The sequence below is a fragment of the Solirubrobacter ginsenosidimutans genome, from assembly GCF_027587205.1.
In genome coordinates this window covers 37,158-49,274 of the sequence record NZ_JAPDOD010000033.1, presented here as the reverse complement: position 1 = coordinate 49,274, position 12,117 = coordinate 37,158, and the positions used below count along the sequence as shown (strand labels likewise).

Below are 12,117 nucleotides of genomic sequence, written 5' to 3'. Positions count from 1 at the left end.
CTCAGGCCGCCACGAGTGCCCGCTCGCGGACGAGCCCGGCGATGAACGCCGACAGGGCCGGGGTCCGCGCGGCGTCCGGGGTCACGGCCGCCATGTCGCACCCGACCGCCGTGTCGCCGGCCACCCGGCGAAACGTCACTCCGGGGGCGCGCCAGCGAAGCATCACGGACTCCGGCACGAGAGCGCAACCCGCACCGCATGCGACCTCCATCAGCAACGGCTCGATCGACGCGGCCTCGACCTCTACGAGCGATCCCGGAAGCCCCGCCGACCGCAGCGCCGCGATCAGCGCGTCATAGAACGCCGGATTGCGCCGGCGAGGAAGCGTCAACAGCGTGTGCTGCGCGAGCAGCTCGAGCGGTGACGCGTCGTCGCGGTCGAGGTTGGAGGGGACGGCGGCGACCGCACGCTCAAAGCCCACCCGTGTCACCCGGAGGCCGGCGACCGGAGCGGGGAGCGAGACCACCGCGACGTCGAGCAGGTCATCGCGGAGGTCCTCGAGGAGCTTCTGCGGCTCCCCGGTGCTGAGCACCACGCGCGTCGGGGGAAAGCCGTGCGCGGTGCGCCGGAGTGCCAACGGGAATCGCTCAGGGACCGCGTCGCAGAGGTAGCCGATTCTGAGGCTGGCTCGGACGCCGTCCTGAAACCGCCGGACGCCGCCCGCCGCTGCGTCCGCTTGCTCGAGCACGCGGCGGGCATCGCGCAGAAACCCCACCCCCACGTCGGTCAACGTCACCTGGCGCGCGTTGCGACGGATCAACCGGACACCCAAGTCGGCTTCGAGCTGGCGCAACTGCCCGCTGACAGAGGGCTGCGTCAGGTGCAGACGAAGCGCCGTCCGCCCGAAGTGCAGCTCCTCCGCGAGGGTGACGAACACGCGCAGATGGCGGAGTTCCACGATCGAGTATTGACGCCGATCGGCCTGCCGGGCGCGCCTGTCATCCGACGCCGCGTATCCGCCATCGGCGGCCGCGGCATCGGGCGATCGACTTAACTCCGGGCGGTGGCTTCAGCCGGGTCAGGCGTCCGTGGTCGCGACAGCGCCGTCGAAGCGATATTCCTCGCGCCAACCGTCACGGTCCTCGTTGTGGATCGCCCAATACGCGTCGGCGATCCGGTCCGGGGCGAACGGGGTGCCCGCGGCGATCTGCCCGCGGATCGTGAGGCTGCCGGAGTGGATGTTGTCGTCGCGCACCTGGCGCGCGAGCATCGTCGCGACCCCGCGCAGGGTGAGCTTGCCGAGTGAGAGCGTGGTCAGCGATTCCGGGAGCGCGTCTGCGAAGCCGCCGCCGGTGAACAGGAGCGTTCCGCCACCCGCCGCGCGCATTGCGGGCACGGCGAGCTGTGCCGTCACCACCGCGCCGATCACATTGACGGCGTAAGCCGCGGCGAGCTGCTGCGGCGTGACGCTCAGCAGTTCGTCGGATGCCGCCAAGGCCGCGCTGTAGATCACGACGCCCGGCGCCCCGGGCCCGGCGAACAGCGGTGCGAGGGCGGCACTCAGGCGATCAGGGTCACCGGCGTCCGCAGCGACGATCGTGACGTCGGTGCTCGCGGCGCGCAACGCATCGGCGAGCGCGGCCAACGTCGCCGGCGACCGGGCAACGAGCGTCAGGCGATACCCCTCGCGCGCGAAGCGGCGCGCGACGGACGCACCCAGCCCCGGGCCGGTCCCGACCACCAGCAGGTGCCTCGAATCGACGGCGCCCGGAGCGTTCTGAACAGCATCTGCCGACATGGCCCCCACTCTCCAACCTCTCGCTCGTTGATTCAGGGCTGCGACGCCCTGGTCTCGGTCCAGTCGACGTAGAGCTCACGCGCGGCGAACAACCAGGTCCCGTCACGCTTGACGAACGTGTCGTGGTAGCGCAGGAAGGCCACCATCAATTGGCGCTTCCCGTCCGTCGTGAACAGGTGATGAGCGATGCAGTAGGTCTCGCCCGTTGCCCGATCGCCGGCGAGCTCGACCGTGCTCTGGCCGTTGAAGTGCATCGTCGTCTCGTAGGTGTTCAGGGCGGCGAAGACGGGCGTCAATGCCTCGCGGCCGTCGAGCGCCTGCGTCGGGGTGGAACGCTCGCCCTCCATGTAGACGACGAAGTGCGTGTCGTCCGTGAACAGCGACTTCTGGCCCTCGGCGTCGCGGCGGTCGGCGCAGTGCGCGTAGGCGTCGATCAGCTCGCGGATGGCCAGCCGGTCGGCCTGCTCGGCATGTGTGATCTCAATGTGGATCATGCTGGTGATCCACTCAGGCGAGACGAATCAGGTTCTGGCCGGCGAGCGGGCCGCCGAACTGCTGCAGTTGTCCGCCGTCGCGGAGCCCACCGAGGTCGATGGCGAAGAAGCCGGCGGCCTCGAACAGCTCGCCCACTTCAGCTTTGGCGCCGGCGTCCTCTCCCGACAGGAACATGACCCGCCGCCCACCCGCTTGGTGCGGGTCCGACGCGAGCACGTCGGCCGCGAAGTTGTTGGCGGTCTTGACCACCCGGGCCGGCGTGACGAGATCGGCGACGAGCTCGCTGGAAGTGCGCCCGTCGAGGTCGCTTGGATCGAAGGCGTTGGTCGGGTCGATCACGGTCCGTCCCTCCCATGCCAACCCGTCGACGGCCTTCGGAACGTCCGGCCACATCAGCGACTGTGGCCCTCGCCGGTTGGCGATCGTGACCGGTCGGCCGGCACGGCGCGCGATCCGCGCCATCGCCCGGCCGATCCGGCCCGCGCCGATGATCCCGACGCTCTCGGTCATCAGTTCGCCAGGGTCCCGTCGAAGTCGATCGTGGCGTGTGTGCCATCGCAGAACGGCTTGTTCGACGAGTGCCCGCAGCGGCACATCGCCATCGGATCGGGGTGGTCGATCACGTGCCCGTCGGGCGCGACCAGGGTGACCGGGCCGGCGACGATGTACGGGCCGTCTTCGCTGGGGGTGATGGTGACGTCGGGCATGGCGGGGCCTCCCTAGGCGATCTTGATGGTCTTGGAGAAGGGCAGATTCCGGATCCGGGTCCCGGTGAGCGCGGCGATGGCGTTCGCCAGGGCGGGAGCGACCGAGGGCACGGAGACCTCGCCGACGCCGGTCGGCGGCTCGGTCGAGTCGATCAGGTGGATCTCGATCTGCGGGACGGAGCGCATCCGCAGGATCGGGTAGCGGTCGAAGTTCTGGGTGACGATCTCGCCGCCTTCGCCGAGGACGACCTCGCCCCACGCCGCGGCGCTCAGCCCCCACAGCAGTCCACCTTCGACCTGCGCACGGATGAGATCGGGGTTGACGTTTCGCCCGCAGTCGAGGGCGAACACGATCCGGTCGACACGGACGCGCCCGCGAGCATCGAGCGAGACCTCGGTCACGTTGGCGCTGTGGCCGAGGAAGCCGGAGCACGTGAGGCCGCGCGCATGCCCTTCCGGCAGCGGAGATCCCCAGCCTGCAGACTCCGCCGCGAGCTCGAGCGCGCGCACCGTGCGCGGGCTGCCGGCGAGCAGCGCGCGACGGAGGTCGACCGGATCACGGCCCGCCGCGAGCGCGAGCTCGTCGATCGCCGACTCGCGCGCGAACTCGGTGTGCGAGTTGCCCACCGATCGCCAGACCATCGTCGAGATCCGCGACTCGAAGTTGGTCGAGTCGACCCGGAAGTTCTCGACGGCGTACGGTGGGTCGACGGCACCGGTCGTCGTGAAGAAGTCGACGCCGTTCGTGAACATCACGTCGCGAACGAACGGCAGGTTGATCGAAGTCGGCGCGGCCACGATCTCCTGATGCCAGGCGGTGAGGCGACCGTCCGCGTCGGCGCCGGCCCGCACCCGGTGGACGGCCATCGCCCGGTAGCGACCGACCTTGAACTCCTCCTCGCGCAGTGACTGCACCTTGATCGGGTGCTCCCATCGGAGCGCCTTCGCGATCTGCACGGCCTCGGCGACCGGGTCGTGTTCGGCGCTCGAGTGCAGACCGAACGATCCGCCGACGAAGGAGACGTGCACCTCGACCTGCTCGACGTCGATCCCGGCGATCGAGGAGGCGTTCATCTTCACGTACTGGGGTCCCTCGGTCCCGGCCCAGACGTCGAGCACGCCGTCGTCGCGCATCCGGCACGCCGCGTTGTTCGGCTCCATCGCGGCGTGGGCGAGGTAGGGCAACACGTACGTCGCGTCGACCGTCGAGGCCGCGTCGGCGAGGGCGCGGTCGACATCGCCGTCGTCCCGAGACGTCACTGCCTTCTCGCGCGACTCGAGGAGCCGCAGGTGCTCGGCGAGCAGCTCCTCGGTGCTGCGCCGCTCGGCGTTCGCATCGTCCCACTCCACGACCAGGGCACGCAGGCCACGCTGCGCGTCGGCGAGGTTCTCGGCCACCACGGCGACGCCTTCGTCGATCGGGACGACCGCGGCCACGCCGGCCTCGGCGAGCGCCGCCCGGTCATCGATCGCGGCAGCCGTGGCGCCGAACCTCGGCGGGTGCAGGACGAGCGCCGTCAGCATCCCCGGAAGGCTGAGGTCGATCGTGAAGTGGGTGGCGCCGAGGATCTTCCCTACGGCGTCGACCCGCAGCCGGCCTTCGCGCCCGATCAGCTTGTAGGCGGCCGCATCCTTGGGCTGCACACCGTCCGGAACCGGGAGCTGCTCGGCTCGCGCGGCGAGCTCGGCGAACGCCGCCCGGCGCCCGCTCGCATGGCGCACGACGCCGTCCTCGACCTCGACTTCGGCCGCCGGCACGTCCCACGCCTCGGCCGCCGCGTTCACGAGCCGCGCCCGCGCTTGAGCGGCGGCCAGCCGGTACCGGATCCAGTACCCCTGCATCGAATTGGACGCGCCCGTGAGCTGGAGAGCGCCGCCGGCGGCGGGATTCCCGTAGACGTCACCGTTCGGCCCCGCCCCGTTCGCGGCGTTGACGACCCGGACCGAATCGAACGCGGCGTCGAGCTCCTCGGCGACGATCGTCGCCAGCCCCGTGTGGATCCCCTGCCCCATCTCGATCTGGCTCGAGTACGCGAGGACCGTCCCGTCGGCGTGGATCCGGATGTACGGATGGACCGGGTCGCTCGCCTCCTCAGGCGTCAGGCGGCGCACGTCGAGTTCGGGCGGCGCGACCAGCGCGACCGGCGCATCGCCCGCCGCGAGGGTGTCCGCGGCGCGGTGAATGGCGGCGCGGATGCGCGGATAGGTGCCACAGCGGCACAGGTTCCCGCTCATCCACTGGTCGATCGTCGCGTCGTCGGGGGAGGCGTCTGACTCGAGCAACGACACGGCGGCGAGGGTCTGCCCAGGCTGGCAGTAGCCGCACTGCACGACGTTGCCGCGATGCCACGCGTCGCGGACCGCGTCCACGACCGGACCGGCGGCGCCCTCGACCGTCGTCACGGCCTTGCCGGCCGCGCGTTCGGCCGGTGTCTGGCAGGACTTCGTGTTGTGCCCGTCGACCAACACGGTGCACGCCGCGCAGAACCCGCCACCGCACCCGAACTTCGTGCCACGCAGGCCGAGGACATCCCTCAGAACCCACAGCAGCGGGGTCTTCGCGTGCCGGTCATCGACCTCGGCAGCGGCACCGTTGACGACAAGTTGCATGCGCTGCAGGCTCACCGCGACCCAGGTGAGCCGTCCTCACCGGATGCCGGTGATTCCCCCTTCAGGCGCCTTGGGTCTCGGCTGGATCCGCCGGAGTTCGAGGAGTTCGAGTCCGAGCGCCTCGATCTGGGCGACGACGCCGAACACCGCGGAGCGATCCTCGAGCAAGCCGGTGAGCACGGTCTCGCCGCCCTTCAGCTCAGACACCATCGATGGAAAGGCCGACAGGGCGGTAGCGCCCAGTCGGCCGCGTATCCGAATCGTGTACAAGCCCAATGGCGTGGCCACACGAGCATCGTGCCGCCCGGCCCAGTGAGGCGACACCGCCGGGATCCGGTGATGTTCAGGCGCGTCCGGCTGAGAGGAGCCGCAGCTCGCGCGCGCGGACGACGGCGGACGAGCGGTCACGCGCACCGAGCTTGGAATAGATGTTGCGGATGTGCGTGTTGACGGTGTTGATCGACACGTAGAGCTCGCGCGCGATGTCGGGCCGTGTCAGGTTGGTCGGGAGGTAGCGCAGGACGCGCAGCTCGCTCGGGCTCAACTCGTCGAACGGCTCTTGGTCGGGGCGCGGTGAAGGCCCGCCGCGCAACACGTCGAGGACGTCGGCGAGCAGGGCGCCGTGAGCCGTTCGGTGACCGGGGAGCGCGTGCAGGAGCTCCGCGGCGTCGGTCAGTGCGAAGGGGAAGATCAGCCGGTCGGACTCGGCGACCGAGAGCGCTTCCTCGGCGGCGGCGACGGCGGCGTCCCGCTCGCCCAGACGCAGGTACCCAGTACCGGCCAGCAGGTGCGCTTCCACGTGCGTGAACGGGGAGACGATCGCGGACGATCGGCTGTCCCGGAGTACCTCGACCGCCGCGGCGGGGTCCCCTTCCTCCAGGAGGATCACCGCACGTGCGTTCGGGAGGACACCCATCCGCGCCGCGTCAGCGGAGAATCCGGCGAGCGTCGCGCGCGCCTCATCGAGGCTTCCGAGGCGAGCGTGCATCGACGCGAGCCATCCCGTGATCCGGGGCGCGAGAGCGTGCACACCGGTGAGCAGCGACTGCGCCTGCGCTGCCGCCGTGAAGGCTTCGAGCGCCGATCGATGGTGCCCGCGTCCTGCGTGCAACATGCCCGTGGCCACGTGCAGCAGGACGGCGGCGGCAGGATCGATGGAGGTTGACGCGACCGTCCAGGCGCGTTGGAGCCAGCGTTCTCCCTCGTCGAACTCGCCCATCCAGATCGCCATGCCGCCCACAGAGCCAAGTGCGGGAGCGAGTATCGGCCGATCGTCCAAGCCGTAGCGCTCGGCGAGCGCTACCGCCTGACGGCCGCGCTCGCGTGCGGCGGCAACCGAGACGACCTTCGACGGGAACCCCTGATGCGCGCGACAGGCGACTTCCAGGTACGGCCGGCCGATCGTCTGGGCGAGCGCGGCTCCCTCGGAGAGGTGCCGCTGCGCGTCGGCGAGTCGCCCGGACCAGGTCTCGACGATCCCGAGATTCAGCAGCGCGACTCCGCGCAACTCACTCCCCATCGCCATCGATTCGCTCGGCTCGTCGGCCATCGAAGCATCGAGCAGATTCACCTGCTCGACCACCTCACTGAACTGACCGCTGCGCCGGGCGATCGCCAACCGCAGAGACGCGATCGCCACCGACAAGCGCCGGCGGCGCGCCGGCGGGGCGCTCTGGACGTGGGACTCGGCCAGCGCCAGCTGCGCGGCCGCCTCCTCCAGCCGCCCTTGGTTGAGCTCCGCTGCCGCGTGTGCCAGCGCGAGGTCAGGATGATCGACCGATGCGCCCTCGGGAAACGCCTGCAGGACCTCGCGAATCGTTCCGGCCTGCCCGTCGAGCACCCACCTGAACGAGTGGTCCGCGACAAGCCGAGCGGCATCGGGCCAGTCCCCGGCCGCGAGCGTCTGGCGGACGGCCTCGACGACCTCTCCGCGGTCGGCGAACCACCGCGCGGCCCGGCGGTGGAGGGCGGGAACCTCATCCGCCGCGGTTCGGCGGAGCTCCAGGCGAAGGAAATCCGCTAGGAGCTGGTGGTAGCGAAACCAGGTGCGCTCAGCGTCGAGCGACAGGACGAACGCGTTGGCGTCCTCGAGTTCCAGCAGCAGCTGCTCGGAGCCCGCGCGGCCGGTCAACAGGTCCGCGAGCTCTCCGTTCAGCCGTTCGACGAGCGAGGTCCGCAGCAACATGCGCTGAACCTCGCTCGGCTGGCGCTCGAGCATCTCGGCCATCAGGTATTCGCCGATCGCCCGGTCGGTGCCCGAGAACTCAGCCACGAAACGCTCCGGATCGGCGTGGCCGTTGAGCGAGATCACCGCGAGACGCAGGCCGGCGGCCCAACCCTCTGTGCGCTGGTGCAAGGCGGACGCCCCGCCATCGGACAGACTGACCTCAGCACTCGCAAGCAGCTCGCGCGTCTCGCGCTCGGTGAACTGCAGATCGGCGGCTCGGATCTCGGCGATCTCGTCCGCGAGCCTGAGCTGGTGCAGCCTGATCGCCGGATCCCGGCGAGACGACAGCACCACGCGCGCAGAGCTCGGAAGCACCGCCAGCACCTGCTCGAGCTGCCTGAGGGCGTCAGCGGACCGCAGCTCGTGGAGATCGTCGATCAGTAGGACGGGATCGACGTGTCCGGCGAGCTCCGAGACGATCAGCTCGACGAGCTGATCGGCGTCGAGTGGCGCGTGGTGCGTCTCGGGAGCGAGCGCGTCCAGGACGGTGCACCAGAACTGCTGGGCATCCTGCTGGTCGCGGTCGACGGACACGAACGTGACGTGACGAACGGTGGTCGCGCGCTCTGCCCATGCGCGCAAGAGCGAGGTCTTGCCACTTCCAGGCGGCGCCGAGATGATCGTCACGCGCCGGCTGACGGCGCGATCCAGGACCTGGAGGAGGTCGTCGCGATCCAGCAGGCCCCGGGCGGCCGAGGCGTCGGTGGAGATCAGTTGCACTCCGCTCCGTTCACCAGACCTTCATCCCGCCGTCGACCACGATGTCGACGCCCGTGACATACGAGCTCTCGTCCGAGGCCAGAAACAGCGCGACGCTCGCGACCTCTTCGGGCCGGCCGAGGCGACCGAGCAACGTCTTGCCGAGCATGGCATTCGCCCACTCCGGGTCCTCGAGCTGCTCGCGTGTCGCGTTGCTCTCGATCAGGCCTGGCGAGATCGAGTTCGCGCGGATCCCATGCTCGCGGCCCTCCATCGCCAGCTGTCGCGTCATGCCGATGATCCCGGCCTTGTTCGTCGTGTGGGCGAGTGACGGAAGGACTTTGAAGCTCAGTGACGCGTTCAGCGACGCCATGTTCACGACCACGCCACCGCTCGCCTTCAAATGCGGCCACGCCGCGCGCGTGAGGTAGAAGACCAGGTCGACCTCGCCCCAGCGGGCCTGATCCCACTCCTCATCCGTGATGTCCTCGAGCCAGTTGAAGGACGAGACCGCGGCGAGGTTGAACAGCACGTCGATCTTGCCGTAGGTGCGCAGCGCCAGCTCGATGAGTGCGTCGCACTCGGACGGATCGTCGAGGCGGCAGGGCTGCCTGGAGACCATCTCTCCCCCGGCGCCGCGGACCATCTCGACGGTCGACTCGGCGGCCTCGACGGCGACGTCGCAGCCGACGACCGACGCGCCCTCGCGAGCGAACGCCAGAGCCGTCGCGCGGCCCATGCTGCCACCCGTGCCGGTGATGACGCACACCTTTCCCAAGAGCCGCGCTCTGTCATCCACGGCCATGGATCGTGGCGCTGTCGCCGGGCGTTCGAATCCTTGAATCCTTAGTCCTTCATCCTTAGGCAGGATGAGCGGGAGGACATTGGTCGGCCGCGAACGCGAACGCGACGCGCTCGACCGGCTGCTGGACGGCGTGCGCGCCGGGCGAGGCGGCGTGCTCGTGATACACGGCGAGCCCGGCGTTGGCAAGACCGCGCTGCTCGAGTACGCGGTCGAGGCTGGACCTGAGTTCCGGATCGCCCGCACCGTCGGGGTCGAGGCGGAGATGGAGCTCCCGTTCGCGGCGGTGCAGCAGCTGTGTGCACCGTTCCTGTACCTCATGGACCGGTTGCCGCAACCCCAGCACGACGCGCTCGAGGTCGCCTTCGGACGCAGGACGGGACCCGCACCGGATCGATTCCTGGTCGGCCTGGCGGTCCTCGGCCTGCTCGCCGAAGCCGCCGAGGAGCAGGCACTCGCCTGCGCCGTCGACGATGCGCAATGGCTCGACAGTGCGTCCGCGCGCACCCTGGCCTTCGTGGCGCGCCGGCTCGTCGCCGAGAAGATCGCCCTCGTGTTCGCGACACGCGAGCTCGGCGAGACGCTCTCGGGCTTGCCGGAGCTCCACGTCGCCCCGCTGGACCGCACGGACGCGCGTACGCTGCTGGATTCGGTCCTGCCCGTTCGGCTGGATGAACGCGTGCTCGAGCGGATCGTCGCCGAGACGCGCGGGAACCCGCTCGCCCTGCTGGAGCTGCCTCGCGGGCTGAGCCCGACCCAGCTCGCCGGGGGGTTCGGCCTGCCGACCACGGCGCCGCTGTCCGCCGGGATCGAGGACCGCTACACCCGCCGGCTGGCGACGCTGCCGCCCGACGCGCGGCGCTTGCTGCTCGTCGCGGCCGCGGACCCCGTGGGCGATCCGGCGCTGGTCTGGCGGGCGGCCGAACGGCTCGGGATCCCCGAGTCGGCGGCCGACGCCGTCGAATCGGAGCAGCTGCTCTCGCTGTCTCCCCGCGTGGCGTTCCGCCACCCACTGGTTCGCTCGGCCGTCTACGGGTCCGCCGAGCCGAATGCCCGTCGCGAGGTCCACCGCGCCCTCGCGGAGGCGACCGACCGGGACATCGACCCGGATCGCCGCGCCTGGCACCGCGCGCAGGCCGCGGGCAAGCCGGACGAGGAGGTCGCCGCCGAGCTCGAACGCTCGGCCGCACGCGCGCAGGCCCGCGGCGGTCTCGCCGCCGCCGGAGCCTTCCTCGAGCGCGCGGTCGCCCTTTCGCCCGACCCGATGAGCCGCGCGCGACGCGCGCTGATCGCCGCGGAGACGAAACTCCAGGCCGGGGCGCTCGACGAGGCGCTCGAGCTGCTGAAGACCGCGGAGTCCGGCTCGGCGGTCGACGACGGACTGCGTGCCCACGCGCACCTGTTGCGTGCCCAGGTCGCGTTCGCGGCGCGGCGAGGCAGCGACGCCGCCCCGCTGCTGCTCGCGGCCGCGCGCGAGCTTCAGGCGGTGGATCCCGGCCTCGCACGGGCGACCTACCTCGACGCCCTGTCTGCGGCGACGTTCGCGGGGCGCCTGATCGGAGGCGGCGGCCTGGTCGAGATCAGCGAGGCGGCGCTGGCCGGCCCGCCGCCTGACCAGCCGCAGCCGTCTGACCTGCTCCTGCGGGGACTCGCGGTGCAAGCCACCGAGGGATATGCGCCCGCGGCGCCATTGCTCCAGGCGGCGCTGGACGCCTTCCAGCGCGAGGAGGACCTGTCGCCGAATGACGCACGGTGGCTGTGGTTCGCCAGCGTGATCGCGTTGTTCATGTGGGACGACGACGCCTGGTTGGCGCTGTCCACCCGGCAGCTCGAGCTCGCGCGCCGAACCGGTGCCCTCTCGGCGCTGGCGTTCCATCTGGGTTCCGCCATCGCGGTGTACGCGTTCTTCGGTGAGCTGAGAACCGCCGCGATCCTCGCGGAGGAACAGCGGGCGGCAACCGAGGCGATCGGCGTTGCCGCGGACCCGAGTGGCGCGCTGTCGCTGGCTGCGCTGCGCGGTCGCGAGGCCGAGTTCGCGGAGTTGATCCGAACCACGCTCGGCGACGCTGAGGCTCGGGGGGAGGGGATCGCCCTGACGAACGCCGAGTTTCTCAGCGGAGGCCTCTACAACGCGCTCGGCCGCTACGAGGCCGCGCTGGCCGCAGTCGCACCCGCCGAGCGCTTCTACAGGGAAGGGCCGGCGATCTGGGCGCTGACCGAGCTGATCGAGGCGGCCGTTCGGCTCGGCCAGCCGGAGCGTGCCCGGCGCGCCTTCGAGCGGGTCAGAGAGACAACGCGCGCCGCCGGCACCGACTGGGCGCTGGGGATCGAGGCTCGCCTGCTCGCCTTGCTCAGCGACGGCGACGCTGCCGATGCGCTCTACCGGGAGGCCATCAGCCGGCTCGGTCGCACACGCATCCGCGTTCAGCTCGCGCGCACCCACCTCCTCTACGGCGAGTGGCTGCGGCGGGAGCGCCGGCGGCTCGATGCTCGCGAACAACTGCGAATCGCCCACGAGTTCTTCCGAGACGCCGGGATGGACGCGTTCGCCGAGCGGGCACGGCTCGAACTGGAGGCCACGGGTGAGCGGGCCCGCAAGCGGACCGTCGACACCCTCGACCAGCTGACACCGCAGGAGACGCAGATCGCTCGCCTGGCGGCACAGGGTGAGACCAACCGGGCCATCGCGGCGCAGCTGTTCATCAGCGCCAGCACCGTCGAGTATCACCTGCGCAAGGCGTTCCGCAAGCTCGGCGTCAAGTCACGGACGCAGCTCGCGGAACGACTGTCGTAGTCACCGGAATCCGGCGATGGGCGCGTCACCCGCTCTCCGCGCACG

General features: G+C 70.7%; 10 protein-coding genes. 1 reads left to right on the top strand and 9 read right to left on the bottom strand.

Going from position 1 to position 12,117, the window contains the following annotated elements; translation table 11 throughout:
* Position 1: 1 nt before the first annotated feature.
* The 9 genes from OM076_RS29050 to OM076_RS29010 all read right to left on the bottom strand — a co-directional run bounded on the left by OM076_RS29050 (position 2) and on the right by OM076_RS29010 (position 9,281).
* Positions 2-898, bottom strand: coding sequence for a LysR family transcriptional regulator (locus OM076_RS29050; protein WP_270043627.1), 897 nt, complete (start codon positions 896-898; stop codon positions 2-4).
* A 120-nt stretch (positions 899-1,018) separates the two neighbouring features.
* A complete protein-coding gene (locus tag OM076_RS29045) occupies positions 1,019-1,738 on the bottom strand; it encodes an SDR family NAD(P)-dependent oxidoreductase (protein ID WP_270043626.1) in 720 nt (239 codons plus the stop codon).
* A gap of 32 nt (positions 1,739-1,770) precedes the next feature.
* On the bottom strand, positions 1,771-2,232 hold the full coding sequence (locus tag OM076_RS29040) for a nuclear transport factor 2 family protein (RefSeq protein WP_270043625.1): 462 nt from the start codon (positions 2,230-2,232) through the stop codon (positions 1,771-1,773).
* Positions 2,233-2,245: 13 nt separating this feature from the next.
* Positions 2,246-2,743, bottom strand: a complete 498-nt coding sequence (locus OM076_RS29035) for an NADPH-dependent F420 reductase (protein ID WP_270043624.1) — start codon at positions 2,741-2,743, stop codon at positions 2,246-2,248.
* Positions 2,743-2,940, bottom strand: a complete 198-nt coding sequence (locus OM076_RS29030; RefSeq protein ID WP_270043623.1) for a CDGSH iron-sulfur domain-containing protein — start codon at positions 2,938-2,940, stop codon at positions 2,743-2,745. Before OM076_RS29030 ends, OM076_RS29035 begins: the two co-directional genes overlap by 1 nt.
* A 12-nt stretch (positions 2,941-2,952) precedes the next feature.
* On the bottom strand, positions 2,953-5,550 hold the full coding sequence (locus tag OM076_RS29025) for a molybdopterin cofactor-binding domain-containing protein (RefSeq protein WP_270043622.1): 2,598 nt from the start codon (positions 5,548-5,550) through the stop codon (positions 2,953-2,955).
* Positions 5,551-5,586: 36 nt separating this feature from the next.
* A complete protein-coding gene (locus OM076_RS29020) occupies positions 5,587-5,838 on the bottom strand; it encodes a DUF8691 family protein (RefSeq protein ID WP_270043621.1) in 252 nt (83 codons plus the stop codon).
* A 55-nt stretch (positions 5,839-5,893) separates the two neighbouring features.
* The gene (locus OM076_RS29015) at positions 5,894-8,497 is read right to left on the bottom strand and encodes a winged helix-turn-helix domain-containing protein (RefSeq protein ID WP_270043620.1); all 2,604 of its coding nucleotides are present in this window, start codon (positions 8,495-8,497) and stop codon (positions 5,894-5,896) included.
* A gap of 10 nt (positions 8,498-8,507) precedes the next feature.
* Complete coding sequence (locus OM076_RS29010) at positions 8,508-9,281, bottom strand: SDR family NAD(P)-dependent oxidoreductase (RefSeq protein ID WP_272598529.1); 774 nt, start codon at positions 9,279-9,281, stop codon at positions 8,508-8,510.
* Between the two features lie 64 nt (positions 9,282-9,345).
* Here OM076_RS29010 and OM076_RS29005 point away from each other — a divergent pair, with 64 nt between their 5' ends.
* Positions 9,346-12,072 (top strand): ATP-binding protein, encoded by a 2,727-nt coding sequence (locus tag OM076_RS29005; protein ID WP_270043618.1) that lies wholly within the window; start codon positions 9,346-9,348, stop codon positions 12,070-12,072.
* Positions 12,073-12,117: the final 45 nt, after the last annotated feature.

Coding starts and splice junctions, on each gene's coding strand:
- OM076_RS29045 (WP_270043626.1), bottom strand. CDS start 1,738: ATGTCGGCAGATGCTGTTCAGAACGCTCCGGGCGCCGTCGATTCGAGG.
- OM076_RS29040 (WP_270043625.1), bottom strand. CDS start 2,232: ATGATCCACATTGAGATCACACATGCCGAGCAGGCCGACCGGCTGGCC.
- OM076_RS29035 (WP_270043624.1), bottom strand. CDS start 2,743: ATGACCGAGAGCGTCGGGATCATCGGCGCGGGCCGGATCGGCCGGGCG.
- OM076_RS29030 (WP_270043623.1), bottom strand. CDS start 2,940: ATGCCCGACGTCACCATCACCCCCAGCGAAGACGGCCCGTACATCGTC.
- OM076_RS29025 (WP_270043622.1), bottom strand. CDS start 5,550: ATGCAACTTGTCGTCAACGGTGCCGCTGCCGAGGTCGATGACCGGCAC.
- OM076_RS29010 (WP_272598529.1), bottom strand. CDS start 9,281: ATGGCCGTGGATGACAGAGCGCGGCTCTTGGGAAAGGTGTGCGTCATC.
- OM076_RS29005 (WP_270043618.1), top strand. CDS start 9,346: ATGAGCGGGAGGACATTGGTCGGCCGCGAACGCGAACGCGACGCGCTC.